The 25898-nt window shown below is 71.1% G+C and carries 21 protein-coding genes; 5 read left to right on the forward strand and 16 right to left on the reverse strand.

Features of this window, described 5'->3' with window-relative positions:
• Nucleotides 1–204: 204 nt before the first annotated feature.
• From ACZ6NC_RS34735 to arc, 9 genes are all read right to left on the reverse strand, one after another.
• Nucleotides 205–609, reverse strand: a complete 405-nt coding sequence (locus ACZ6NC_RS34735; protein WP_465737860.1) for an FKBP-type peptidyl-prolyl cis-trans isomerase — start codon at nucleotides 607–609, stop codon at nucleotides 205–207.
• 129 nt (nucleotides 610–738) lie between these two features.
• A complete protein-coding gene (locus ACZ6NC_RS34740) occupies nucleotides 739–2052 on the reverse strand; it encodes an FKBP-type peptidyl-prolyl cis-trans isomerase (RefSeq protein WP_465737861.1) in 1314 nt (437 codons plus the stop codon).
• Between the two features lie 237 nt (nucleotides 2053–2289).
• Nucleotides 2290–3276, reverse strand: a complete 987-nt coding sequence (locus tag ACZ6NC_RS34745; protein WP_465737862.1) for an FKBP-type peptidyl-prolyl cis-trans isomerase — start codon at nucleotides 3274–3276, stop codon at nucleotides 2290–2292.
• A 152-nt stretch (nucleotides 3277–3428) separates the two neighbouring features.
• On the reverse strand, nucleotides 3429–4790 hold the full coding sequence (gene pafA, locus ACZ6NC_RS34750) for a Pup--protein ligase (protein WP_396321800.1): 1362 nt from the start codon (nucleotides 4788–4790) through the stop codon (nucleotides 3429–3431).
• 126 nt (nucleotides 4791–4916) lie between these two features.
• Entirely contained in the window at nucleotides 4917–5675 is a 759-nt protein-coding gene (gene prcA, locus ACZ6NC_RS34755; RefSeq protein WP_465737863.1) for a proteasome subunit alpha, read from the reverse strand.
• 30 nt (nucleotides 5676–5705) lie between these two features.
• On the reverse strand, nucleotides 5706–6548 hold the full coding sequence (prcB, locus tag ACZ6NC_RS34760) for a proteasome subunit beta (protein ID WP_465737864.1): 843 nt from the start codon (nucleotides 6546–6548) through the stop codon (nucleotides 5706–5708).
• A gap of 161 nt (nucleotides 6549–6709) precedes the next feature.
• Nucleotides 6710–6928 carry a ubiquitin-like protein Pup gene (locus ACZ6NC_RS34765; protein WP_380687246.1) on the reverse strand — a complete coding sequence of 73 codons (219 nt, stop codon included), beginning with the start codon at nucleotides 6926–6928 and terminating at the stop codon, nucleotides 6710–6712.
• Between the two features lie 175 nt (nucleotides 6929–7103).
• On the reverse strand, nucleotides 7104–8615 hold the full coding sequence (dop, locus tag ACZ6NC_RS34770; RefSeq protein WP_465737865.1) for a depupylase/deamidase Dop: 1512 nt from the start codon (nucleotides 8613–8615) through the stop codon (nucleotides 7104–7106).
• A gap of 243 nt (nucleotides 8616–8858) precedes the next feature.
• Complete coding sequence (gene arc, locus ACZ6NC_RS34775) at nucleotides 8859–10625, reverse strand: proteasome ATPase (protein WP_465737866.1); 1767 nt, start codon at nucleotides 10623–10625, stop codon at nucleotides 8859–8861.
• Between the two features lie 284 nt (nucleotides 10626–10909).
• Here arc and ACZ6NC_RS34780 point away from each other — a divergent pair, with 284 nt between their 5' ends.
• Entirely contained in the window at nucleotides 10910–11212 is a 303-nt protein-coding gene (locus ACZ6NC_RS34780; protein WP_465737867.1) for a ferredoxin, read from the forward strand.
• Nucleotides 11213–11370: 158 nt separating this feature from the next.
• On the opposite strand, the gene ACZ6NC_RS34785 is transcribed toward ACZ6NC_RS34780, so the two are convergent.
• The 3 genes from ACZ6NC_RS34785 to ACZ6NC_RS34795 form a co-directional block, all read right to left on the reverse strand.
• Nucleotides 11371–11976: a hypothetical protein gene (locus ACZ6NC_RS34785; RefSeq protein WP_465737868.1), complete on the reverse strand. Its 606-nt coding sequence runs from the start codon at nucleotides 11974–11976 to the stop codon at nucleotides 11371–11373.
• Nucleotides 11977–12134: 158 nt separating this feature from the next.
• Entirely contained in the window at nucleotides 12135–13094 is a 960-nt protein-coding gene (locus tag ACZ6NC_RS34790; protein ID WP_465737869.1) for a tRNA (adenine-N1)-methyltransferase, read from the reverse strand.
• Nucleotides 13095–13173: 79 nt separating this feature from the next.
• On the reverse strand, nucleotides 13174–14388 hold the full coding sequence (locus tag ACZ6NC_RS34795) for a site-2 protease family protein (RefSeq protein ID WP_465737870.1): 1215 nt from the start codon (nucleotides 14386–14388) through the stop codon (nucleotides 13174–13176).
• Between the two features lie 173 nt (nucleotides 14389–14561).
• Here ACZ6NC_RS34795 and ACZ6NC_RS34800 point away from each other — a divergent pair, with 173 nt between their 5' ends.
• Together ACZ6NC_RS34800 and ACZ6NC_RS34805 are read left to right on the forward strand one after the other, a co-directional pair.
• Nucleotides 14562–15443, forward strand: coding sequence for a RecB family exonuclease (locus ACZ6NC_RS34800; RefSeq protein WP_465737871.1), 882 nt, complete (start codon nucleotides 14562–14564; stop codon nucleotides 15441–15443).
• A 43-nt stretch (nucleotides 15444–15486) separates the two neighbouring features.
• Complete coding sequence (locus ACZ6NC_RS34805) at nucleotides 15487–16158, forward strand: response regulator (protein ID WP_148647703.1); 672 nt, start codon at nucleotides 15487–15489, stop codon at nucleotides 16156–16158.
• 145 nt (nucleotides 16159–16303) lie between these two features.
• Here ACZ6NC_RS34805 and ACZ6NC_RS34810 read toward each other — a convergent pair whose 3' ends face one another.
• The 3 genes from ACZ6NC_RS34810 to metH all read right to left on the reverse strand — a co-directional run bounded on the left by ACZ6NC_RS34810 (nucleotide 16304) and on the right by metH (nucleotide 22643).
• A complete protein-coding gene (locus tag ACZ6NC_RS34810) occupies nucleotides 16304–17917 on the reverse strand; it encodes an ABC transporter substrate-binding protein (protein ID WP_465737872.1) in 1614 nt (537 codons plus the stop codon).
• A gap of 356 nt (nucleotides 17918–18273) precedes the next feature.
• Nucleotides 18274–18978: an HAD family hydrolase gene (locus ACZ6NC_RS34815; protein ID WP_465737873.1), complete on the reverse strand. Its 705-nt coding sequence runs from the start codon at nucleotides 18976–18978 to the stop codon at nucleotides 18274–18276.
• Between the two features lie 158 nt (nucleotides 18979–19136).
• Complete coding sequence (gene metH / locus ACZ6NC_RS34820; protein WP_465737874.1) at nucleotides 19137–22643, reverse strand: methionine synthase; 3507 nt, start codon at nucleotides 22641–22643, stop codon at nucleotides 19137–19139.
• A 145-nt stretch (nucleotides 22644–22788) separates the two neighbouring features.
• Between metH and ACZ6NC_RS34825 the strand changes: the two genes are divergently transcribed.
• A complete protein-coding gene (locus ACZ6NC_RS34825) occupies nucleotides 22789–23877 on the forward strand; it encodes a hypothetical protein (RefSeq protein ID WP_465737875.1) in 1089 nt (362 codons plus the stop codon).
• A gap of 69 nt (nucleotides 23878–23946) precedes the next feature.
• Here the strand turns inward: ACZ6NC_RS34825 and ACZ6NC_RS34830 are convergent, their stop codons facing one another.
• Nucleotides 23947–24462: an SRPBCC family protein gene (locus tag ACZ6NC_RS34830; protein WP_465737876.1), complete on the reverse strand. Its 516-nt coding sequence runs from the start codon at nucleotides 24460–24462 to the stop codon at nucleotides 23947–23949.
• A gap of 348 nt (nucleotides 24463–24810) precedes the next feature.
• Between ACZ6NC_RS34830 and ACZ6NC_RS34835 the strand changes: the two genes are divergently transcribed.
• Complete coding sequence (locus ACZ6NC_RS34835) at nucleotides 24811–25761, forward strand: PAC2 family protein (protein WP_465737877.1); 951 nt, start codon at nucleotides 24811–24813, stop codon at nucleotides 25759–25761.
• Nucleotides 25762–25898: the final 137 nt, after the last annotated feature.

Here is a 25898-nt window from a genome sequence, read left to right on the forward strand (position 1 = left end):
CCCGTGGGGGGGTCCCGACCGGGGGGGACAGCCGTGACGGGGAGGGGCACCGAGAAAAAAACCGGGGCCAAAAACTGTGGGGGCCCACACCCCGGGACGGGGGTCCCGGCCCTCGGTCACGACCGGGTCGGACCGGTGTCGGACCAGGGTCCGACCGGTGTCCGACCGGGATCGGTCCGCGATCGGTCCGCGATCAGACGGAGATCAGACGGAGATCAGGTCGACCACGAAGATCAGGGTCGAGCCCGCGGGGATGAGCGGGGACGGCGACTGGTTGCCGTACGCGAGGCGCGCCGGAATGATCAGCTCGCGGCGGCCGCCGACCTTCATGCCGACGACGCCCTGGTCCCAGCCCTTGATGACGCGGCCGGCGCCGAGCGGGAACTTGAAGGTGGAACCGCGGTTCCAGCTGGCGTCGAACTCCTCGCCGGTCTCGAAGGTCACACCGGCGTAGTGGACCTCGACGACCTGGCCCGGCTTGGCCTCGTCACCGGTGCCGACCTCGATGTCGCGGATCTGCAGCTCGGCCGGCGCGTCGCCGCCCGGGAAGTCGATCTCCGGCTTCGTCTTGTTGCTCACAACTGCCTCTTCTCGGTTGCTTCCATTCATGACCAAGCGGCGGGCGCCCGCACCCGGTCCGTTCCCGGACCACGGTACGGGCGCCCGCCGCCCGTCCGGGCTCAGGCCACGCGGCCAGGCCCGAAGGTCACACGCAGACCATTGTCACCCGAAAGTGGATCAGCCCTGACCGGCGTCCAGAATGTCCACCACGAAGACCAGCGTGGCGTTGGCCGGGATGTCGCCCTGGCCCTTGTCCCCGTAGCCGAGCGAGGCGGGGATGACCAGCTCGACACGGCTGCCGACGGTCTGGCCCTCCAGGCCCTGGTCCCAGCCGGCGATGACCTGGCCGCCGCCCACCGGGAAGGAGAACGCCTGGCCCTTGCTCAGCGAGGAGTCGAAGACCTTGCCGTCCTTGAACAGCGCGCCGGTGTACTGGACGACGACCTTCTCGCCCTTCTCGACCTTGGGGCCGGTTCCCTTGATCAGGACGTGCGTCTTGAGCTCGGTCGGGTCTGCGGCGCCGGCCACCGGGGTGATGTCGGCCGGCTTCTTGCCGTTGTCCTTCACCTGCGGGAAGTCCGCGGGCGGCGGGGTGACGGTGCCGCTGACCACGGCGTCGGGCGCGCTGCTGTTGCGGATGTCGATGACGAACACCAGGTTGTCCTTGGCGCCGATCGACATGCTCGGGTTGCCCTGGGCGCCGAACGCGGCGGCCGGCGGGGCCACCACCATGACCCGGCTGCCGGCCTTCTTGCCGACCACGGCCTGGTCGAGCGCCGGGATCAGCGCGTCGGTGCCGGCCTGGAAGATCTGCGGCTTGCCCTTGTCGTCGTACGAGCTGGGGATGTCCTTGCCGGTGGTCCAGTCCTTGGCCGTGTAGTCGACCGAGGTCCAGGAGTTCTTCTCGACCTTGGGACCGGTGCCCTCGGAGAGCACCTTGACGACGAAGGAGCCGTCGGCCTGCTCGCCGGGCACCTCGATGCCGGCCTTCTTGCCGAACTCGCCGGTGACCGTCGGCAGCACCTTGGCGCTGTCCTTGATCGGCGGTACCGGCTCGGCGCTCGGCGTGGGCGGCGCGCTCTTGGTGGCTTCCGGCTTGGCGGCGGCGTCCGTCTTGGAGCCGCCGTCCTTGTTCACCTCGTACAGCGTGATCGCGCTGCCGACCAGCAGCAGGGTAAGCACGGTGCCGAGGATCACACCCAGCTTGCCGACTCCGGGCGGGTTCTCGTCGTACCCGGCCTCCGAGGTGTCCTGGCGGCGCACGTTGGACGCGAAGATCTGCGGGGCTTCGTCGGTCTTCGTCCCACCGGTCCGCCGCGTGGCCTCACCGGGCTGGGCCCAGCCCGCCTGCTGCTTCAGGATCGACGGCGGTACGACGATCGACTCGCCGTCGCCGGGCAGCGGGCCACCGGGCCGCGAGTCGGCCGGGTCACCGGCGGAGTTCCCGTTCGCGGTGCCGGCCCCGCCCGGGCTCGACGCTTTCTCAGACATGACTCCCCATCCATCTCGCCACGAGGTCTTCGAGGTCTACGGCCGGCGTGGTGGGCGCCGGGGTGCTCTCGCACTGCCGCCCGGGTCCCGGACGCCGGCGACGCCTACCACAGTGCGAGGGCAGTATGACAGGTCAGGATGAGGGCGGACGCTTCCTTGTGCGAGCGCCCGCCCAAGCGTACGGAATCCCACCCGTCGCTCCCGGACCGCGTCGGGGCTCTGGACGGCCTGAAGGCTCTAGACGGCCTCAAGGATGTCGATGACGAAGACCAGGGTCGCGTTCGGCGGGACGGCGTCCTTGCCCTGCTCCTTGTAGGCCAGGGCGGGCGGTACCACCAGCTCCACCCGGCTGCCGACGGTCTGGCCGACCAGGCCCTTGTCCCAACCCTCGATCACGCTGCCGGTGCCGATCTGCAGCGCCTGTGCGCCGCCGTGGCTCCACGACGAGTCGAACTGCTGGCCGTTGCTCCAGAGCACCCCGGTGTACTGCACGACCAGGGTCTGCCCGGCCTTCACCTGCTTGCCCTCGCCCTTGATCAGCACCGCCTGCTGGAGGTCGGCGGGCGGGGCCTGCCCGGCCGGGATCGTGATCGTGGGGGCGGCCTTGCCGTTGTCCTTGACCTGCGGCAGAGTGGCCGGCGGCTGCGTCATGGCGCCGGAGAGGGTGGAGTCCGGCGGCAGGCTCTCCATGATGTCCAGCACGAAGACCACGGTGTCGCCGGGGCCCACACCGAGGTCGGCGTTGCCCTTGCTGCCGAAGGCGGCGGCCGGCGGGGCCACCACCAGCAGCCGGCTGCCGACCTTCTTGCCGATCACGCTCTGGTCGAAGGCGGGCACCAGCTGCCCGGCGCCCGCCTGGTAGAGCTGCGGCTTGCCGCCCGCGTCGTAGGAGCTGGGCAGGTCCTTGCCGGTGGTCCAGTCCTTGGCGGTGTAGTTCACCGTCACCCAGTCGCCCTTGTTCACCGTGGAGCGTTCCCCCTCGCTCACGGTGTTGACCACGAACTGGCCGCTGGGCGCGCCGTCGGGGATGGTGATGGTGGCCTTGCTCCCGAAGCCGCCGCCCGACAGGGTCGGCATCGGCGCGGCCTCGGTCACCGGTGCCGGCACGGTGGGGGCCACGCTGGACGCCGTGGGCGTCGCCGGGCTGGTCGCCTTGGTGGAGCTGCTGCAGGCGACCGCCAGCAGCAGGGGCAGGGTGAGAAGCAAACCGGCGGTGCGGCGCACGGCGTTCCTAACTGTCGGTCAAAGTCGGCTCTCCGGACTCGACGGACAGCGTATGCCCCGACCACGTCCGGCCCCGGTAGACACCACCGGGGCCGGACACCGCGAAGATCACCTCAGGACCGCTCGGCTCGCACCCGCGCTCACGCCGCCGGTCACATCCCCGCGATCAGCTTCTCCACCCGCTCGTCGACCGAGCGGAACGGGTCCTTGCAGAGCACCGTCCGCTGCGCCTGGTCGTTCAGCTTCAGGTGCACCCAGTCCACCGTGAAGTCCCGGCGCTGCTCCTGCGCCCGGCGGATGAAGTCGCCGCGCAGCCGGGCCCGGGTGGTCTGCGGCGGGATCGACTTGGCCTCGAAGGTCTTGAGGTCGGTGGTCACCCGCTCGGCCTGGTTCTTGGCCTGGAGCAGGTAGAACAGCCCTCGCCGGCGGTGGATGTCGTGGTACGCGAGGTCGATCTGGGCGACCCGCGGGTTGGACATGCTCATCTGGTGCTTCTCGCGGTAGCGCTCGATGAGCTTGTACTTCATGATCCAGTCGATCTCGGTGGCCACCCCGTCGAGCCGCTCGGTGCGGACCGCCTCCAGGGTGCGGCCCCAGAGGTCGAGGACGCGGGCGATGGTGCCGGTGTTGATGCCCTTGCGGTCGGCGAACTCCAGCGCCTTGCTGTAGTACTCCTCCTGGATGTCCAGCGCGCTGGCCTCCCGGCCGTTGGCGAGCCGGACCTGGTGGGTGCCGGTGAGGTCGTGGCTGACCTCGCGGATCGCCCGGATCGGGTTCTCCAGGGTGAGGTCGCGCATCACCACGCCGGCCTCGATCAGCCGGAGCACCAGGTCGGTGGCGCCGACCTTGAGCAGCGTGGTGGTCTCCGACATGTTGGAGTCGCCGACGATGACGTGCAGCCGCCGGTAGCGCTCGGCGTCGGCGTGCGGCTCGTCCCGGGTGTTGATGATCGGGCGGGAGCGGGTGGTCGCCGAGCTGACGCCCTCCCAGATGTGCTCGGCCCGCTGGCTGACGCAGTACACCGCGCCGCGCGGGGTCTGCAGCACCTTGCCGGCCCCGCAGATCAGCTGGCGGGTGACCAGGAAGGGGATCAGGACGTCGGCCAGCCGGGAGAACTCGCCGTGCCGGGCCACCAGGTAGTTCTCGTGGCAGCCGTAGGAGTTGCCGGCCGAGTCGGTGTTGTTCTTGAAGAGGTAGACGTCCCCCGCGATGCCCTCCTCGTGCAACCGCCGTTCGGCGTCCACGAGGAGCCCTTCGAGGATGCGCTCGCCCGCCTTGTCGTGCGTCACCAGCTCGGTGACCTCGTCGCACTCGGGGGTGGCGTACTCCGGGTGGGAGCCGACGTCGAGGTAGAGGCGGGCACCGTTGCGCAGGAACACGTTGCTGCTGCGGCCCCAGGAGACAACGCGGCGGAAGAGGTACCGGGCCACCTCGTCCGGCGACAGCCGTCGCTGCCCACGGAACGTGCAGGTGACGCCGTACTCGTTCTCCAGCCCGAAAATTCGGCGGTCCATGCGGAATCCATTCTCTGCGTGGAGCTTTCCGAAACCGCCTCCGCGACGCCGTACGGGCCGCCGCAGGGGCACGGGCGTCCCGCACGACGGCGGTGGTGACCGCCGTACGGGACTCCTTGGCACTGCTTACTCCGACGGCCCGCCGGCCGCCGGCTTGTCCTCGTCGTCCGACTCCGCGGACTGGTCGCCGTCGAGCAGCCGGGCGAGCTGGCCGCCCAGGATCCGCTTGAACTTGCGCTGCTGGAAGCGCTGGCGGTCGAGGACCGCCACCTCCAGCTGTTCGGGGGTGAGGGTGCGCGGGCTGCCGCCGTTGGGATCCCGGGCGAGGGAGTCCACGGCGACCTTGACCGCGTCGGTGAGCGAGAGCCCGCTGCGGTGGCGCTGGCCCAGGTAGTTGCCGATCGAGTCGGCGTTGCCGCCCACCACCACGTAGTTCTTCTCGTCGACGACCGAGCCGTCCGGGGTGAGCCGGTAGATCTGGTCCTCGTCCGTGGTGCGGCCGACCTCGGCCACGATCAGCTCCACCTCGTACGGCTTGTCGCCGACCGAGGAGAAGATGGTGCCGAGCGTCTGGGCGTAGACGTTGGCCAGGCCGCGGGCGGTGACGTCGGCCCGGTCGTAGGAGTAGCCGCGCAGGTCGGCGTAGCGGACGCCGCCGATGCGCAGGTTCTCGAACTCGTTGTACCGGCCGACCGCCGCGAAGGCGATCTTGTCGTAGATCTCGGAGACCTTGTGGAGCGCACGGGAGGTGTTCTCGGCGACGAAGACGATGCCGTCGGCATAGGTGAGCACGACCACGCTGCGACCGCGCGCGATGCCCTTGCGGGCGTACTCCGCGCGGTCCGCCATGGCCTGCTGGGGCGAGACGTAGAACGGTGTCGACACCGGCGGTCGTCCCTTCCTTGGTAGGTGTGGCTAGAGCAGCGGGGCCTGCGGGCCGTTGGGGTGGACGAGACGCTCGTCGGTGATCGAGACGGCGATCTCGGTCACCTCGGCCTCGGTGAGCCGGCGGAAGCCGTCCTCGGTGATGAGCGAGACGATCGGGAAGATCTTGCGGGCGAGGTCCGGGCCACCGGTGGCGGAGTCGTCGTCGGCCGCGTCGTAGAGGGCCTGGACGACCAGGGTGGACGCCTGCTCGGCCGTCAGGTCCGCGCGGTAGAGCTTCTTCATCGAGCCGCGGGCGTAGACCGAGCCGGAGCCGGTGGCGGCGAACCCGCGCTCCTCGGAGCGGCCGCCGGTGACGTCGTAGGTGAAGATCCGGCCGCGGCCGAGGTCGAGGTCGTAGCCGGCGAACATCGGGACGACCGCGAGGCCCTGCATCGCCATGCCGAGGTTGCCCCGGATCATCGTGGTGAGGCGGTTGGCCTTGCCCTCGAAGGAGAGCACGGTGCCCTCGATCTTCTCGTAGTGCTCCAGCTCCAGCTGGAACAGCCGGACCATCTCGATCGCGAGGCCGGCGGTGCCGGCGATGCCGACCGCGCTGTACTCGTCGGCCGGGAAGACCTTCTCCATGTCGCGCTGGGCGATCACGTTGCCCATGGTGGCGCGCCGGTCACCGGCGATGACCACGCCGCCGTCGAACACCGCCGAGACGATCGTCGTCCCGTGCGGGGCCTCGACCACCACCCCTTCCGGCAGGCTGCGGCGGCCCGGGATCAGCTCGGGCTGGTGCTCCGCCAGGAAGTCGAGGAACGACGAGGACCCCGGGGTCAGGAAGGCAGCCGGTAGACGCCCGGTGCCACGAGTGTTGGCTTCCACACGATTCCTTCCAGGTAGCTTGAAACGCGCTGCCCGGCACCCTACCCGCCTGACGATCACCGTCCACGCGTGGAGGGCCGGACCGGGGCGGACGGGCGGCCATTGCCGTCCGCCCGCCCTCGGCGGTCGCGACCGTGAATTCCCTGAATGCCCGGACGGTGTTACTGGCCGCCCTTTTGCACGAACTGCCGGACGAAATCCTCGGCATTGGACTCGAGTACCTCGTCGATTTCGTCGAGAACCGCGTCGACGTCGTCGCCGAGCTTTTCCTGGCGCTCCTTGAGGTCGTCGGAATTCTGTGCTTCCGCGGCCTGCTCCTCGACCTCCTCGGAAGAGCGGTTCGCCCGCTGCTGGCCGCCGCCGGTGTCCTTGCTCGCCATTTCCCTCACCCCGCTCGATCTGTCTGGCACGGTTTGGTCGTTGCTTGCTGCACCGACCCTATACACAAGGTGCGACTACCCGCTTCCGGTTTGCCGGTGGCGCTTCCTGTCCAACACCCGCTGCCACCCCGGATGATTCCCATTCGGCGGGCGTTCACCCGTGGTGATCGAAAAGTTACCCGCCGGAGAGCACGCGGAGCAGGTCCTCCGCGGTGCGGCAGCGGTCGAGCAGTTCCTTGACGTGGTTCCGGGTGCCGCGCAGCGGCTCCAGGGTGGGGACCCGCTGGAGCGAGTCGCGGCCGGGCAGGTCGAAGATCACCGAGTCCCAGGAGGCCGCGGCGACGTGCTCGGCGTACTGCTCCAGGCAGCGCCCGCGGAAGTAGGCCCTGGTGTCCTCCGGGGGCTTGGTGACGGCCCGGTCGACCTCCTCCTCGGTCAGCAGCCGCTCGAACCGGCCGCGGGCCACCAGGCGGTTGTAGAGGCCCTTCTCGGGCCGGACGTCGCTGTACTGGAGGTCGACCAGGTGCAGCCGGGAGTTGTCCCACTCCAGGGCGTCACGGCTGCGGTAGCCCTCCAGGATCTCCCGCTTGGCGACCCAGTCCAGTTGCCTGGAGAGCGACATCGGATCGCGCTCCAGCCGGCCCAGCACGTCCTCCCAGCGGGCCAGCACGTCGACGGTCTGCTCGTCGGCGTCGGTGCCGAAGCGGTCCTCGACGTACTTGCGGGCCAGCTCGAAGTACTCGAGCTGGAGCTGGACGGCGGTCAGCTTGCGCCCGTTGCGCAGCGTGATGAGGTGCTTGAGCGTGGGGTCGTGGGAGACCCGGTGCAGGGTGCGCACCGGCTGGTCGACGGCGAGGTCGGAGGCGATGAAGGCGTCCTCGATCATCGCCAGGACCAGCGAGGTCGTGCCCAGCTTGAGGTAGGTGGAGATCTCGGAGAGGTTGGCGTCGCCGATGATCACATGGAGCCGGCGGTACTTCTCGGCGTCGGCGTGCGGTTCGTCCCGGGTGTTGATGATCGGCCGCTTGAGGGTGGTCTCCAGGCCGACCTCCACCTCGAAGTAGTCGGCCCGCTGGCTGATCTGGAAGCCGTTGGCCGAGCCGTCCTGGCCGATGCCGACCCGGCCGGCGCCGGTGACCACCTGGCGGGAGACGAAGAACGGGGTGAGGTGGCGGACGATGTCGGCGAACGGCGTCGCCCGCTTCATCAGGTAGTTCTCGTGGGTGCCGTAGGAGGCGCCCTTGTTGTCGGTGTTGTTCTTGTAGAGGTGGATGGTCTGCCCGTTGGGCAGTTCCAGGGCGCGTTGGGCGGCGGCCGCCATGATCCGCTCGCCGGCCTTGTCCCAGAGCACGGCGTCGCGCGGGTTGGTCACCTCTGGCGAGCTGTACTCGGGGTGCGCGTGGTCGACGTAGAACCGCGCGCCGTTGGTGAGGATGACATTGGCGAGGCCGATGTCCTCGTCGGTGAGCTGGCTGGCGTCCGCTACGTCACGCGCGAGGTCGAAGCCCCGGGCGTCGCGCAGCGGATTCTCCTCCTCGAAGTCCCAGCGGGCCCGCCGTGCCCGGTGCATCGCCGCCGCGTACGCGTTGACGATCTGGGACGAGGTGAGCATGGCGTTGGCGTTGGGGTGCCCGGGCACGGAGATCCCGTACTCGGTCTCGATGCCCATCACGCGCCGTACGGTCATGCGGCCCTCCTTGCCCGGTGTGCCGCCCCCCACGGGCGGAACACGCTGACGTACCGCTGAACAACACCGGCGCCGGCGATGTGCCCGCGCACGGTGGGTCGAGCCTAGAACGCGGCACCGACAGGCGGGTCCCGAGACGCGCCGTCCGGCTGCGGGGCCGCGAGGCGCCACAGCCGGACGGGGTGCGTGCTTTCCGGGGCCGCATGCCGGCCCGGACCCTTTCGGGTCCGGGAGCTGTGCGGTTTACAGGTACTGCCCCGTGTTGGCGACAGTGTCGATCGAGCGGCCGGACTCGGCGCCCTGCTTTCCGGTGACCAGCGTGCGGATGAAGACGATCCGCTCGCCCTTCTTGCCGGAGATCCGGGCCCAGTCGTCCGGGTTGGTGGTGTTGGGCAGGTCCTCGTTCTCCTTGAACTCGTCCACGCAGGCGGCGAGCAGGTGGGAGACGCGCAGACCGCGCTGGCCGTGGTCGAGGAAGTCCTTGATGGCCATCTTCTTGGCGCGGTCGACGATGTTCTGGATCATCGCGCCGGAGTTGAAGTCCTTGAAGTACAGGACCTCCTTGTCACCGTTGGCGTAGGTGACCTCCAGGAAGCGGTTCTCCTCGGTCTCGGAGTACATCCGCTCCACCACCGACTGGATCATCGCCTCCACGGTCGCCTCGACGGAGCTGTCGTGCTCCTTGAGGTCGTCCGGGTGGAAGGGCAGCGTGCCCTTGAGGTACTTGGAGAAGATGTCCTTCGCGGCCTCGGCGTCCGGGCGCTCGATCTTGATCTTGACGTCCAGGCGGCCGGGCCGCAGGATCGCCGGGTCGATCATGTCCTCGCGGTTGGAGGCGCCGATGACGATGACGTTCTCCAGGCCCTCCACGCCGTCGATCTCGGCGAGCAGCTGCGGGACGATGGTGTTCTCCACGTCCGAGCTGACACCGGAGCCACGGGTGCGGAAGAGCGACTCCATCTCGTCGAAGAAGACGATGACGGGCGTGCCCTCGCTCGCCTTCTCCCGGGCCCGCTGGAAGACCAGGCGGATCTGCCGCTCGGTCTCGCCCACGTACTTGTTGAGCAGCTCGGGGCCCTTGATGTTGAGGAAGTAGCTCTTCCCCTGGGGCCGGCCGGTCACCTCGGCGACCTTCTTGGCCAGCGAGTTGGCCACCGCCTTGGCGATCAGCGTCTTGCCGCAGCCGGGCGGGCCGTAGAGCAGCACGCCCTTGGGCGGGCGCAGCTCGTACTCCTTGAAGAGGTCGGCGTGCAGGTACGGCAGCTCGACCGCGTCGCGGATCTGCTCGATCTGGTTGCTGAGGCCGCCGATCTGGCGGTAGTCGATGTCCGGGACCTCTTCGAGGACGAGCTCCTCGACCTCGGACTTGGGCACGACCTCGTAGACGTAGCCGGAGCGGGGCTCCAGCAGGAGGGCGTCCCCCGCCCGGATGGTGATCTCGCGCAGCGGTTCGGCGAGGCGCACCACCCGCTCCTCGTCGGTGTGGCCGATGACCAGGGCGCGCTCGCCGTCCTCGAGGATCTCCTTGAGGGTGACGATGTCGCCGATGCGCTCGAAGGCCATCGCGTCCACGATGTTGAGGGCCTCGTTGAGCATCACCTCCTGGCCGCGCCGCAGTTCGTCGAGGTCGACGTTGGGGCTGACGTTCACGCGGAGCTTGCGCCCCCCGGTGAAGATGTCGGCGGTGCCGTCCTCGTTCTGGCTGAGGAAGGTGCCGAATCCGGCCGGGGGCTGTGCCAGCCGGTCCACTTCCTCCTTGAGGGCCACGATCTGGTCGCGGGCCTCTCGCAGGGTGGAGGCGAGCCGTTCGTTCTGGGCGGTCACGCCGGCCAGGTTGGTCTGGAGCTCGACGATCCGCTCTTCGAGGATTCTCGAATTGCGCGGCGAGTCGGCGAGCTTGCGGCGCAGCACGGCGATTTCCTGCTCAAGGTACGAGACCTGAGCGGCCTCGTCGGAACCACGAGCGGGCTTGCCGGTGCTGCGGTTGTAGTCGTCATCGTGGGCTGCCACGGTCCTCACCTCCTCCGGGGAGCTGGACGCTTCCAGACCCTACCTGGGACCAGGGGTCCGTAAACCCCTAGATCAAGAAAGATGGAACGGGCGTGTCCGATCTTCGCCCTCGCGTGCTTCCCCTCTGCTAAGGGGATACCCACCGCGCACCACCCAAAGCGGACCAGATGTATCGTCGAGCGAGTCGATATCCGATCGCGACCGAGACTTCCGGTCCGATCGTTGTACGAATGGCGGGATTGCCTCCGATAAGGGGCGACCCGGGACAGAAACGGCAGGGGACCATGTCGGTGACCGATGAGGCGGCGGCCAGCGAACCGCTGGAGGTGTGGATCGACCAGGATCTGTGCACCGGCGACGGCATCTGCGTGCAGTACGCGCCCGAGGTCTTCGAGCTCGACATCGACGGGCTGGCCTACGTGAAGGGGGCCGACGACGAGCTGCGCCAGCAGCCCGGCGAGACGGCTCCGGTGCCGCTGACGCTGCTTCAGGACGTGGTGGACTCGGCGAAGGAGTGCCCCGGCGACTGCATCCACGTGCGCCGGGTCGCCGACCTGGTCGAGGTGTACGGGCCGGACGCCGAGTAACCACGCCCCGGACAGTCGGGGCGAGTGGGCGAGTCACCGCCCCGAGCCAAAGGGCGCGCCGGTGCCGAAAGTGACGAGCGACAAGCGAGGAACGAGCGCCGGTGCGAGGAGTGTCGGCGCCGGGTCCGAGCGCCCGGAGGCGAGTGGGCGAATGACAGTCAGGTCCGGGTCAGCGGGGCGGTGGTCTGGGAGCGGTCCCAGCCGCCGCCCTTGCGCGTCCAGGTGAGGTCCAGTGAGATGTCCGGGCTGAACCGGGGGACGTCGTCGCTGGAATACCCCTGCGCGTGGCCGGTGATGACGCCGTCGCTGCGCAGGGCGAGCCGGCCGACGGTGAGGTTCTCGCCCTCGGAGAGCAGGGTGGCCAGCACGACTGGCCTGCCGCCCGTGCCGGGGCCGAGCAGGTAGACGGCGTCCGGCGGGGTGCCGGTCTCGGCCGCGCAGTGGGCGGCGGCGACGGTGCCGGGGCGGCCGTCGCCGAGGTCGGCGGCGAAACTGACGGATATCTTCACCGGGAACGGCCCGCAGTCCAGCGGGAGTTGGGCCCGGGCCGGGTCGGGGGCGGCCGCTGCCGGGAGGGCCTTGGCGGTGGCGCGGGCGGGCGCCGGAGTGCCGGTGGCCGGGTCGGCGGCGAGCGCGGTGGCGACCACCGCCGCGCAGCCGGCGATCGCCAGCGCCCAGTGCCAGGGGGCGGACCGGGCGTGTCCGGGACCGCTGCGGCCCTGCGGTGTCTGCTGCTCTGCCGTCGCCGTGACCGCGGTCTCCACCAGGCGTCCCCTCCAGCGGGAATGTGTGCGCGTGGGTCGGTGTGAGCGAGCATCGTCCCACATGGGGGCGGGCGCGAGGTGGCCCGGGTGTGGGGGTAGCACGAAGGGGTGGTACGCGGGCAGATTGCCGGGCGTACCACCCCTGTCGGGCGTACGGGTCAGCCGAGGTCGGCGGGCTCCGCCTCGGTGGCGCGGGCGGCGGCCCGGGCCGCGGCGCGCTCCTGGAGGCTGGGCTCGGACGAGCCGTTGTCGTAGTCCTCGCCGTACGCGCCCTTGGCCGGGCGGCGGCGGCGCAGCGGCGGCTCGACGCCGTCGGCGAGGCGCCGGGCGGTGAGCAGGAAGCCGGTGTGGCCGATCATCCGATGGTCCGGGCGGACGGCCAGGCCCTCCAGGTGCCAGGTGCGGACCATGGTCTCCCAGGCCTGCGGCTCGGTGAAGGTGCCGTGGTCGCGCAGCGCCTCGACGGTCTTGGACATCTGCGTGGTGGTGGCCACGTAGCAGCAGATGAGGCCGCCGGGGACGAGCGCCTTGGAGGCGACGTCCAGGCACTCCCAGGGGGCGAGCATGTCGAGGATGACGCGGTCGACGTCGGTCTCGACCAGGTTGTCCTGGAGGTCGCCGACGGTGAGCTTCCACGCCGGGTGCGGCCCGCCGAAGTAGCGCTCGACGTTGCCCTTGGCGATGTCGGCGAAGTCCTGCCGGCGCTCGTAGGAGGCCAGCATGCCGGTGTCGCCGACGGCGCGCAGCAGGTAGCTGGAGAGCGCGCCGGAGCCGACGCCGGCCTCGACGACGCGGGCGCCGGCGAAGATGTCGGCCATGGCCAGGATCTGCCCCGCGTCCTTGGGGTAGATCACGGCGGCGCCGCGCGGCATGGACAGGACGTAGTCGGGGAGCAGGGGGCGCAGCGCGAGGTACGGGACGTTCCCCGTGGTGCGCACGACCGTGCCCTCGGGGGCGCCGATCAGCTCGTCGTGGGGGAACGCACCCTTGTGGGTGTGGAACTGGTTCCCGGCCTGGAGCGTGAACGTGTAGTGGCGGCCCTTCGGGTCGGTCAGCTGGACCTGGTCCCCGACCTGGAAGGGCCCGCGTCGGCGGGTGGCACCGGTCGGTTCGGACATGCGGACAATCCTAAGGGAAGCGGGCCGTCCGGCTTACCAGGTGATCGTTCCGGCGGCGGCGCTCGCCGGGCGGGGCCTCTCAGCGGCCGGTGACGGCGGCGTTCAGGCGCTGTTCGATGTCGGTGCGCGCGGCGACGCCGTACACCCTGCCGTCGGCCTCGACGACCAGGTACTCGGTGGCCGGGGTGGCGCGGACTGCGCGCAGCAGGTCGTTGCCGGTGAGGTCGGCGGAGAGGCGCAGGCCCGGTTCGAGGTCGCGGGCCAGGGCGCCGACGGCGACCCAGGGTCGGCGGTGTTCGGGGACGGCCCGGATCTGGGACTCCTTGACGAGGGCGATCGGGTCGCCGCGGCCGTCGACCACCACGACCGCGCCGGCGTCGTCCTCACGGACGCGGCGGACCGCCTCGCCGACCGGGGTGTCGGCGGTGACCTCGACGGCCCGGCGGGTGAGGTCGCGCAGCCGCAGTCCGGGCAGGGCCTCCTTGAGGCGGGCGTTCTGCAGGCTGCCGCTGGCGCCGGTCCAGATGAGCGCGGCGAGGACGGCGGCCAACACCGCGTCGATCATGGTGTCGGTGGTGCTGCGCTCGACCCCGCGGGCGGCGCTGACCAGCGGCAGCCCGATCAGCACCGCGACTGCCAGGACGCGGCCGGCCCAGGCGGCGGCGACGGTGCCGGCCATCGGTCGGCCGCTGACCGCCCAGACGACGGCGCGCAGCATCCGGCCGCCGTCCAGCGGCAGGCCGGGCAGCAGGTTGAACGCGGCGACGACGAGGTTGGAGACCATCAGGCCGGTGAGCAGGACCCCCGGGACGGTGGAGAGCTCGACGGCCTGCATGGCGAGGTAGAAGAGGCCGCCGAGCAGCAGCGAGAGCAGCGGCCCGACGAAGGCGAGCCAGAACTCGCGCCAGGGGCTCTCGGCCTCGTTCTCGATCTCGGAGACGCCGCCGAAGAACTGGAGCTGGATGCGGCGCACGCCCAGCCGGTAACGGAGCGCGACGACGGTGTGGGCGAGTTCGTGCACGAGGACGGAGCCGTAGAAGGCGACGGCGAAGCAGAACGCGACCAGGTAGCGGGTGGCGCCGAGCCCGGGCAGGACGCGGTCGAGCTGGCCGCCGAAGACCCAGGTGATCAGGGCGGCGATGATGAACCAGGAGGGGGTGACGTAGACCGGCACGCCGAAGGGGCGGCCCATCAGGATGCCGCTGGGGCGCTCGGGCTCCTCGGGCGGCCCGGGCGGGGTGCTGCCGTCGTGCGGTGGCTGGTCGGAGGTCTGCGGACCTCTGCTGTCGCTCACCGTGATCCCTTCGGTCGGTTCCCCCGTCGTGCACCGCGCGCCGGTGCGCCCACGCTACGTGATCGGGGCCGTGGGACACCGCGCGCCCCTCTCCCAGGGTTCATACCCACTGGAAAGGCCGTGTGGCAGCACCGTGGCAGCGGGATGACAGCACAGGGCAATAGGGTCGGGGTATGCAGCAGACCGACACCAGTAGTGCCCCCGCGGCCCCGGCCCGGCCGGCGGCGCCTCCGACCGGCCTGTCCCCGTCCCGCGCGGGGGACTTCCTGACCTGCCCGCTGCTGTACCGGCTGCGGGTGATCGACCGGCTGCCGGAGCCGCCGAGCGCGGCGGCGACCCGGGGCACCCTGGTGCACGCCGTGCTGGAGCGGCTGTTCGACAGCCCGGCGGCCGAGCGGACGCCGGAGCGGGCACTGGGGCTGCTGCGCCCGCAGTGGGAGCGCCTGCTGGGCGAGCGCCCGGAGCTGGTCTCGCTGTTCCCGGAGGACCCGGACGGCGCGGCGCTGACCCGCTGGCTGGCCGACGCCGAGAAGCTGGTCGAGCGCTGGTTCCGGCTGGAGGACCCGACCCGTCTGCACCCGGTGGAGCGGGAGCTGTACGTGGAGACGGCCCTGGACTCGGGGCTGCTGCTGCGCGGCTACATCGACCGGGTCGACGTCGCCGCGACCGGTGAGGTCCGGCTGGTGGACTACAAGACCGGCCGGGCGCCCTCGCGGGACTTCGAGGGCAAGGCGATGTTCCAGATGAAGTTCTACGCCCTGGTGGTCTGGCGGTGGAAGGGCGTGATCCCCAAGCGGCTCCAGCTGGTCTACCTCGGCGGGGGCGGGGACGTGGTCAGCTACGACCCGGACGAGACGGACCTGCTCGCGGTGGAGCGCAAGCTGCAGGCGCTCTGGGAGCGGATCACCGAGGCGGTGGCCACCGGGGAGTTCCCGGCCACCCGCAACCGGCTCTGCGATTGGTGCGACCACCAGGCCAGCTGCCCGGAGTTCGGCGGCACGCCCCCGCCGTACCCGCTGCCGCTGAGCCGTACGTCCGTCGAAGACGGTGTCTGACGAAGACGATCCCACGGGGGATCCGACGAGCAAGGAGTCCTAGGTGACGATCCGAGTGCTGCTGGTGGACGACCAGCCGCTGCTGCGCACCGGTTTCCGGATGATCCTGGAGGCCGAGTCCGACCTGGTGGTGGTCGGCGAGGCCGGCGACGGTCAGCAGGCGCTGGACCAGGTGCGGGCGCTCCAGCCCGACGTGGTGCTGATGGACATCCGGATGCCCAGGATGGACGGCGTGGAGGCGACCCGCCGGATCGCCGGACCGGGGCGGGACGGCCCGGCCAAGGTGCTGGTGCTGACCACCTTCGACCTGGACGAGTACGTCGTGGAGGCGCTGCGCGCCGGGGCCAGCGGCTTCCTGTTGAAGGACGTGCCGGCCGAGGAGCTGGTGCAGGCGATCAGGGTGGTCGCGGACGGCGCGGCGATGCTGGCGCCGAGCATCACCCGGCGGCTGCTGGACATGTACGCCACCAAGCTGCCCTCGGGCGAGGAGGCGCCTCCGCAGGCGCTGAACGCGCTGACCGAGCGCGAGCTGGAGGTGCTGAAGCTGGTGGCGCGGGGCCTGTCGAACGCGGAGATCGCGGCGGAACTGTTCGTCAGCGAGACCACCGTGAAGACCCACGTGGGCCATGTGCTGACCAAGCTTCAGCTACGCGACCGGGTGCAGGCCGCGGTGTACGCGTACGAGAGCGGCCTGGTGCGCCCCGGCACGCTCTGAGCACCGTGCCCGGGGCCGCCACGGCCCTGGGCACCACGCAGACATGACGGTGGCCCGTCCGCTCCCCTTGCACCCTGGGGGGAGCGGACGGGCCACCGTGCTGAGGGTCGCCCGGTCGCCCGGGCCACTGCACGCCGCCGGCCGGTTACTTGCCGATCCGGCCGATCTCCCAGAACCGGAAGACGCCGGTGGTGTCGATGGTCGACTCCACGCCGGTGATGTACGGCTTCGAGGCGTAGAAGGACTTGTTCTGGAAGAGCGGGATCAGCGGCACGTTGTCGGCGATGATGGCCTGAACCTGCGCGTAGGTCGAGGAGGCGGCGGCGCGGTCGGCCTGCTTGAGGCCTTCGGGCACCAGCTTCTGGCTGATCCGGGGGTCGTCCCAGCCGTGGTGGTACGCCCCGCCCTCGACGATCAGCGGCGCGATGTAGTTGTCGGCGTCCGGGTAGTCCGCGAACCAGCCGACGGTGTACGCCTGGTACCTGCCCTCGGTCCAGCCCTTCTTGAAGGCCTCCCAGTCGGCCTCGTGCTGGACGTTCACCTGGAAGACGCCGCCGGCCTCCAGCTGCTTCTTCAGCATGTCGGCCTCGGCGCTCTCGGCCCGCGAGCGGGACCAGGTGAGGCTCAGCTTGACCGGCATCGGGACCTTGGCCGCGGCCAGGATCGCCTTGGCCTTGTTGACGTCCTGGTCGCCGTACTTGTCGAAGAAGGACGTGTTGTGGCCGGTGACGCCAGCCGGGACCATCGAGTACAGCGGCTGGACGGTGCGTGCGAAGACGTCGCGGGCGAGCGTCTTGCGGTCGACCAGCTGGGCGGCGGCCTGGCGGACGGCGACGTTGCCGGCGGTCGCGTCCTTGGTGTTGAAGACCAGGCTGCGGGTGTCGTTGCTGTCGCCCTCGACGACCTGGAGGTCGGTCTTGCCGCCCTGCTGCTCGGAGCGGACCTGGGCCGCGGTGTTGGGCTCCAGGCTGTTGTCGGTCAGGTCGATCTCGCCCTTGTCGAGCGAGGCCTTCAGCTCGGCGGCCTTGTCGAAGTACCGCACGGTGAACTTCTTGTTCCGCAGCTTGGCGTCGCCGGCGTAGCTGCCGTTGGACGTCAGCACGACCTTGCCGGGGACCTTGGTGCCGCCCTCGGCGTTCATGGTCTCGATCGAGTCGATCTTGTACGGGCCGGAGCCGATCAGCTTGTCGTTGGCCAGCAGCTGGTCGGCCGGGAAGACCTGGTGGTCGACGATGGCGCCGGCCGGGGTGGCCAGCTTGGCCGGGAGGGTGGCGTCGGGCTGGGAGAGGTGGAAGATCACCTCGGTGTCGCCCTTGGCCTCGACCGACTTGATCGTGTCCAGCAGGCCGGCCGGGCCGTTCTGGTCGTTGATCTTCTTGGTCCGCTCGATGGAGTAGACCACGTCGGCGGCGGTGAGCGGGTGGCCGTTGGAGAACTTCAGGCCGCCCTTGAGCGTGCAGTGGTAGAGCGTGGCCTCGCCGCCGCTGAACTCGCAGGACTGCGCGGCGTCCGGGTTGGGCGCGCTGGAGGCGGCCGGGTAGGCGAGCAGCGACTGGAAGGTGTTGCGCAGGACGAGCCAGGCGCCGGAGTCGTAGGCACCGGCCGGGTCCATCACGTTGGTGACCGAGGTGGTGCCCATGGTGATCGACTTGCCGGCGTCCCCCTTGACGGCGTCGGTCACCGATCCGCAGCCGGCCACCGAGACGGTCACCAGCCCGGCACAGCCGAGCACTGCCAGTCTTCCAGCTGAAGTCTTCACGGGTCGCGTCCTTCTGGGTGCGGTCCGGCCGGGGGGCCGACCGGCCCGCGGTGGGGTGCGCCTACGGGGTCTGTGGCGCGCGCGGACCGGTTGCCGTGCGACCGCGGGCAGGACGGGGTTGCCCGTCAGCGGCGGTGCAGGGCTCGAGGGTGGGGAACGAACTGGAGTAGCGTGCCATATCGAACACGCACCACCGATACCCGTACAGGTGACAGTTGGGACACGAGGGGGGCGGTGCGGAAGCGGTCATCCCACGAGTTGTCAGGCAATGCCCGTTTTCTCCCCGGGCGGGTAGCGGCGGCGGACGACAGCGACCGCTTACCGGTCAGTAGGCCCCCTCCGCAATGAGACGACAATCACACTCGCGAGGCGACCAGCGAGCGGAGCAGTTCAAGATCGACCTGCTCCAGCGACGACAGCACCAGCCGCCCCGGGGCCGGCTCGATCACCGCGACCGTCGGCACCGCGATCACCGGGCAGCCGGCCGCCTCGGCCGAGCGGACGCCGGTCGGCGCGTCCTCCACCACCACGCAGCGGCCCGGCTCGGCGCCCAGCCGGCGCGCCGCCTCCAGGTACGGGTCCGGGTGCGGCTTGGTACGCGGCACCTCGTCACCGGCGACCGAGAACGCGAAGTGGTGGGCACCCAGCGACTGCAGCACGATGTCGATGACGTGGCGGTGCGAGGCGGACACCAGGGCGGCCGGAACGCCGTGCGCGGCAAGGGTGTTGAGGAGCCGCTCGGCGCCCGGCATGAGCGGCACGCCGCCGGCCAGCAGGTCCACGAAGCGCTGGTTGATCAGGACGGTGAGGTCGGCCGGCGCGATGTCCACGCCCGTGCTGGCGAGCAGGTAGTCGATCACCCGGCTCATCGGGCCGCCGACCAGCTGGGCGCGATCGTTCTCGTCGAGCGCGTAGCCCAGCTCGGCGAAGAGCGAGGCCTCGGCCTGCCACCAGAAGTCCTCGGTGTCGACCAGCGTCCCGTCCATGTCCAGCAGCACCGCCTGCAGGCCCCGGCCGTCGCCGTGGTCGAGGACGCGGGTGGCGGTGGAGATGGTGGTCATGGCGGGGTCCTTCCGTCGGTACCCCGGGGGCGCGACCGGGGCGCCGGGCCCTGGGGATGGCACAGGCCGGCCCGCTGGTTGAGCGGACCGGCCCGTTCAGGATGATCCAGGATACGCCCCGACCGCCCGAAAAGGGTGAACGGTACGCAATGCCCGGACTACCGGGCGTTGAAGTACTTGGCCTCCGGGTGGTGGATCACGATCGCGTCGGTGGACTGCTCGGGGTGCAGCTGGAACTCCTCGGAGAGCACCACGCCGATCCGCTCGGGCCGCAGCAGCTCGGCGATCTTGGCGCGGTCCTCCAGCTCCGGGCAGGCCCCGTAGCCGAGCGAGAACCGGGCACCGCGGTACTTCAGCGCGAACATGTCCTTCACGTCCTGCGGGTCCTCGCCGGAGAAGCCCAGCTCGAAGCGGACCCGGGCGTGCCAGAACTCGGCCAGCGCCTCGGCCAGCTGCACCGAGAGGCCGTGCAGCTCCAGGTAGTCGCGGTAGGAGTTGTTGGCGAACAGCTCGTTGGCGGCCTCGGAGATCCGGTTGCCCATGGTGACCACCTGGAGGCCCACCACGTCCTTGACGCCCGACTCCTCCGGGCGGAAGAAGTCGGCCAGGCAGAGCCGCCGCCCGCGCCGCTGGCGCGGGAAGGTGAAGCGGGTCCGCTCGCTGCCGTCCTCGTTGAAGACGATCAGGTCGTCGCCCTTGGAGTTGGCCGGGTAGTAGCCGTAGACCACGGCCGCCTCCAGCCAGCCCTCGGTCTGCAGCCGGTCCAGCCACATCCGCAGCCGCGGCCGGCCCTCGGTCTCCACCAGCTCCTCGTACGAGGGCCCCTCGCCGCTGCGGGCGGCCTTGAGGCCCCACTGGCCCTTGAACAGCGCGTCCTCGTCCAGCCAGGAGGCGTAGTCCGCGAACGGCACGCCCTTGACGATCCGGTCGCCCCAGAACGGCGGGGCGGGCACGGTGTTGTCCACGGCCACGTCCGAGCGGATCTGGCCGAGGTTGACCTCCTCCGCCTCCTCGACCTCGACCCTGGCGTGCCGGCGCTGCTTGAGCTCCGGGAGGGTCGCGCCGGGCACGCCGCGCTTGACCGCGATCAGCGCGTCCATCAGCCGCAGGCCCTCGAAGGCGTCCCGGGCGTAGCGGACCTCGCCCCCGTAGATCTCGTGCAGGTCCTGCTCGACGTAGGCGCGGGTGAGCGCGGCGCCGCCGAGGATCACCGGGTAGTCGGCCGCCAGCTTGCGCTGGTTCAGCTCCTCCAGGTTCTCCTTCATGATCACGGTGGACTTGACCAGCAGGCCGGACATCCCGATCACGTCCGCCCTGTGCTCCTGCGCGGCGTCCAGGATCGCCGAGACCGGCTGCTTGATGCCCAGGTTGACCACGTTGTAGCCGTTGTTGGACAGAATGATGTCGACCAGGTTCTTGCCGATGTCGTGGACGTCGCCCTTGACGGTGGCCAGCACGATCGTGCCCTTGCCCTCGTCGTCGGACTTCTCCATGTGCGGCTCCAGGTGGGCCACCGCGGTCTTCATCACCTCGGCGGACTGGAGCACGAACGGCAGCTGCATCTGGCCGGAGCCGAACAGCTCGCCGACCACCTTCATGCCGGCCAGCAGCGTGCCGTTGACGATCTCCAGCGCCGGACGCTCCGTCAGCGCCTCGTCCAGGTCGGCCTCCAGGCCGTTCCGCTCGCCGTCGATGATCCGGCGCTGCAGGCGCTCCTCCAGCGGCAGCGCGGCCAGCTCCTCCGCCTTGGAGGCCTTGACCGACGCCGAGGAGACGCCCTCGAAGAGCTGGAGCAGCTTCTGCAGCGGGTCGTAGCCCTCGCTGCGGCGGTCGTAGACCAGGTCGAGCGCGACCTCGCGCTGGTCCTCGGGGATCCGGGCCATCGGCAGGATCTTGGAGGCGTGCACGATCGCCGAGTCCAGTCCGGCCTCGACGCACTCGTTCAGGAAGACCGAGTTGATCACCATTCGGGCGGCCGGGCTGAGGCCGAAGGAGATGTTGGACAGGCCAAGGGTGGTCTGCACGTCCGGGTGGCGGCGCTTGAGCTCGCGGATCGCCTCGATGGTCTCGATGCCGTCCCGGCGGGACTCCTCCTGGCCGGTGCCCAGGGTGAAGGCCAGGCAGTCGACCAGGATCGAGCCCTCGTCGATGCCGTACTCGGTGGTGAGCTGCGCGATCAGCCGCTCGGCGATGGCCACCTTGGTCTCGGCGGTGCGGGCCTGGCCCTCCTCGTCGATGGTCAGCGCGATCAGGCCGGCGCCGTGCTCGCGGGCCAGCGAGGCGATCCGGCCGAAGCGGGTGTCCGGGCCGTCGCCGTCCTCGTAGTTGACCGAGTTGAGCAGCGCGCGGCCACCGAGCGCCTCCAGGCCGGCCCGCAGCACGTCCGGCTCGGTGGAGTCCAGCACGATCGGCAGGGTGGACGCGGTGGCGAGGCGGCCGGCGATCTCCTTCATGTCGGCGACGCCGTCGCGGCCGACGTAGTCGACGCAGAGGTCCAGCAGGTGGGAGCCGTCCCGGATCTGCTCGCGGGCGATCTCCACGCAGGCCTGCCAGTCGCCGGCCAGCATCGACTCGCGGAACTTCTTCGAGCCGTTGGCGTTGGTGCGCTCACCGATCGCCAGGTACGAGGTGTCCTGGCGGAACGGCACCGCCTGGTACAGCGAGGCGGCCGAGGGCTCCGGGCGCGGATCGCGGCCGGCCACCGGGCGGCCCTGGACGCGCTCGACCACCTGGCGCAGGTGCTCGGGGGTGGTGCCGCAGCAGCCGCCGACCAGCGAGAGGCCGTACTCGCGGGTGAAGACGTCGTGGGCGTCGGCCAGCTCGGACGGGGAGAGCGGGTAGTGGGCGCCGTCCTTGCCGAGCACCGGCAGGCCCGCGTTCGGCATGCAGGAGAGGCCGATCTTCGCGTTCTTGGCCAGGTAGCGCAGGTGCTCGCTCATCTCGGCCGGGCCGGTGGCGCAGTTCAGGCCGATGTAGTCGACACCGAGCGGCTCCAGCGCGGCGAGTGCGGCGCCGATCTCCGAGCCGAGCAGCATGGTGCCGGTGGTCTCGACGGTCACCTGGACCAGCACCGGCAGGTCCAGGCCCGCCTCGGCGAGCGCGCGCTTGCAGCCCAGGATGGCCGCCTTGGTCTGCAGCAGGTCCTGGCTGGTCTCCACCAGCAGGGCGTCCGCGCCGCCGGCGATCAGGCCGGCCGCGTTCTGCTGGAAGCCGTCGCGCAGCACCTCGTACGGGGCGTGGCCGAGGGTGGGCAGCTTGGTGCCGGGGCCGATCGAGCCGAGCACCCAGCGGGTGCGGCCGTCGGCGGCGTACGCGTCGGCCGTCTCGCGGGCGATCCGGGCGCCGGACTCGGAGAGCTCGAAGACGCGCTCGGAGATGTCGTACTCCCCCAGCGCCGAGAAGTTGGCGCCGAAGGTGTTGGTCTCCACGCAGTCCACGCCCACCGCGAAGTACGCGTCGTGGACGGAGCGGACGATGTCGGGCCGGGTGAGGTTGAGGACCTCGTTGCAGCCCTCCAGGTTCTGGAAGTCCTCCAGCGTCGGGTCCTGCGCCTGGAGCATGGTGCCCATCGCGCCGTCGGCCACCACCACACGGGTGGCGAGGGCCTCACGCAGCGCGTTCGCGCGGCTCTGCGGAGTGATGGACGGGGCGGCTGCAGTGGCCATGGGGCTTCTCCCTGGGTGCGACGGCTGTCGGCTTTGCGGCCCTGCTGAATCGGGGACGCACCTGGCCAGGGTATCCGGCCCGCGGCGGGAGCCGGTGGTGCGTTCCGTATCCTGAACGTTCGGCCGCGAGGGGGAGAGCGACTGCATGGCGAGGATCGGCGCACGGGCACGGCGGATCATCGAGGTTCCGGGGAGGCCGCTGCGGGCACTGCGGGCCCGCTGGCGGGGGTGGTCCCGGTGGCGGAAGTCCCTGGTCGTGGTGGGGGTGGTGGTGGCCGTCCTGGTGACACCCGTCGGCGCCGCGGCGCTCGCGCTGCGGCTCCAGTACGCCGGGGAACCCTCCCCCGAGGCCCGCACCCGGGGCCGCGACGCCGTCTGGCTCGGCCACGCCTGGGTGGACGGCCGGAAGGGTGACGCCGACGTCGCCGCCCTCGCCCAGCGGCTCTCCGGCACCGGCATCCGCGATCTCTACGTGCACACGGGCCCGCTGGAGCACGACGGCTCGCTGCCGCCGAGCGTCCACCCCCGGGCCGGCTGGTTCACCGAGGCCGTCCACAAGGCGCTGCCCGGCATCCGGGTGCAGAGCTGGCTGGGCGACGAGGTCAAGCCGGAGAAGGACGCGCTGGACCTGGAGGACGCGCCCACCCGGGACCGGATCACCGCCTCCGCCCGCCAGGTGCTCGACCTCGGCTTCGACGGCGTCCACTTCGACATGGAGCCGATCCGCCCCGGCTCGAAGGGCTGGCTCGCCCTGCTCGACCAGGTGCGCCCGGTCACCGCCGGGCGCGGCACGAAGCTGTCGGTGGCCGCCCCGCAGATCGACCCGCTGCCCGGGCAGCACGCCGTCGGCATCGCGTTCACCGGTCACGGCAAGTGGTGGGACCAGGCCTACTTCGCCGAGACCGCCCGCCGGGTCGACCAGATCGCGATGATGACGTACGACTCCAGCATGCCGACCGAGTCCCTGTACGGCGGCTACAACGCCTACCAGACCGAGCTGGCCCTGGAGGCCACCCCGGAGAACGTGGACCTGCTGATGGGCCTGCCGTTCTACTGGGAGGACAAGTGGGGCCACTGGGGCGACGCCGAGACGGTGCGGGCCGGCATCCGGGGCATCCGGCTCGGCCTCGGCCGGTACGACCCGAAGCGGCAGAACTTCGGCGTGGGGCTGTACGTGGACTTCGCCGCGACCGAGCAGAACTGGGCGGACTATCGCAGCGGCTGGGTGCGCTGAGCGGCCGCAGCTGGGGCGCGGTGAGCCGCCGCGGCTGGGTGGGCCGAGCCACCGCGCCGCCTGCCGGCTCTACGCCAGCCGGTGGGCCAGGGCGCCCAGGTAGCGGTGGATCGCGGCGTCCTCGCCCGTCACGTAGTGCCCGATCGCGCGGTAGAGCGGCTTGTACACCTCGCCGCGCTCGGTGACGGTGAGGCTGCAGCCCACCCCGGCCGGCGTCAGCACGTACGTCCAGGTGCCGCCGTACGGGAGGTCCGGATCGGCGATGCCGGTCACCAGGCGGTGCGGGGCCTCGCTCTCCACCACCTCGTAGGTGGTGTGGCCGTGCTTGTCGTACTCGCGCCAGCGCGGCCGGCCGCCGGCCGTCGCGGGCAGCCGCTCGACGTGCGACAGGCCCGGGCGCCAGGCCGGGTAGAGGTCGATGTCGGTCAGGATGTCCCAGACCGCGCCGGGCGGCTGGGCCAGGTCCAGGCCGCCCTCCGTCACGTGCTCCACTGGCAGCCGACGCCCGGCCGCCTGGGCCGCCAGCACCGCTCCGGCCCCGGCGGCCACCACCGCTCCGGCGCCGATCCACAGCCATCCGTTCATCCGCCCGGCTCCTCACACCGCCGCCCGGCCCCCGCCTCGCCTCCATCATCGCGCCGCCCGGCCGCTCGGGCACGGCAGCACCGGGGGCGGGCGCCCGCCGGCAGGCCCGGCGGCCCGGTGGGGGCCGCCGCCGGGATAACCGCTGGCTCCCGGCGCCCCGCTCCCCCAGACTGTCCCGGTGCCCGGCCGCCGGGCGCATCAAAGCCCGTAGGCTGGGCAGGTAGGGACCATGGAACGAGGCGTTCCATGGGTGACGAGAGGTTCGACAGTCGGCAGCCGGACCGCCGACGCCCCGGCATCCCAGCCGGGACGGGGTGCGGCCGCCCGCCGACCGGAGGGAGACGCTGGGTGATCGAGCTGGAAGATGTTCCCGAGTTGATCGACCCGGTGATGGTCTGCGCCTTCGAGGGCTGGAACGACGCGGGCGACGCGGCCTCCGCCGCCCTCGCGCATCTGGACGAGACCTGGGGCGGCAAGGTGTTCGCCGCCCTGGACGCGGAGGACTACTACGACTTCCAGGTCAACCGGCCCACGGTCTGGCTGGACGGCGGCATCCGCCGGATCACCTGGCCGACCACCCGGCTCTCGGTGATCCGGGTGACCGAGCCGACGACCCGCGACGTCGTCCTGGTGCGCGGCATCGAGCCGAGCATGCGCTGGCGCTCGTTCTGCAACGAGCTGCTCGCCTTCGCGCACGAGCTGGGCATCGAGCTGGTGGTGATCCTGGGCGCGCTGCTCGGCGACACCCCGCACAGCCGCCCGGTGCCGGTCAGCGGGGTCACCTCCGACCCGGAGCTGGCCCAGCGGCTGGACTTGGAGGAGAGCCGCTACGAGGGCCCGACCGGGATCGTCGGGGTGCTCCAGGAGGCGTGCACGCACGCCGGGGTGCCGGCCGTGACGCTCTGGGCGGCGGTGCCGCACTACGTGGCGCAGCCGCCGAACCCCAAGGCCACGCTGGCGCTGCTCAACAAGCTGGAGGACCTGCTGGACCTGCGCATCCCGCCGGGCGAGCTCGGCGAGGACTCCCGCGCCTGGCAGGTGGGCGTGGACCAGCTGGCCGCCGAGGACAGCGAGGTGGCCGAGTACGTGCAGCAGCTGGAGGAGGCGCAGGACACCGCCGAGCTGCCGGAGGCCTCGGGCGATGCGATCGCCCGCGAGTTCGAGCGCTACCTGCGCCGCCGGGAGAACGTCGGGCCGACCGGTGAGAAGCCGGTCGCCGGGCACGCCACGGCGGAGCGGCCGAGCGAGCCCGAGCCGCCGGCCGCCCGGGAGAGCCAGGACGGCACCGAGGACGAGTAGTCCTCAGTGCCGTCGTGCCGGCGTACGGCACATCGGCAACACCACTTCGGCATGCGGAAGGGGGGGGGGGGGGGGGGGGGGGGGGGGGGGGGGGGTTGGGGTTGGGGGGGGGGGGGGGGGGGGCGGAAGCGGGGGCC

The sequence above is a fragment of the Kitasatospora sp. NPDC041988 genome (assembly GCF_055588525.1).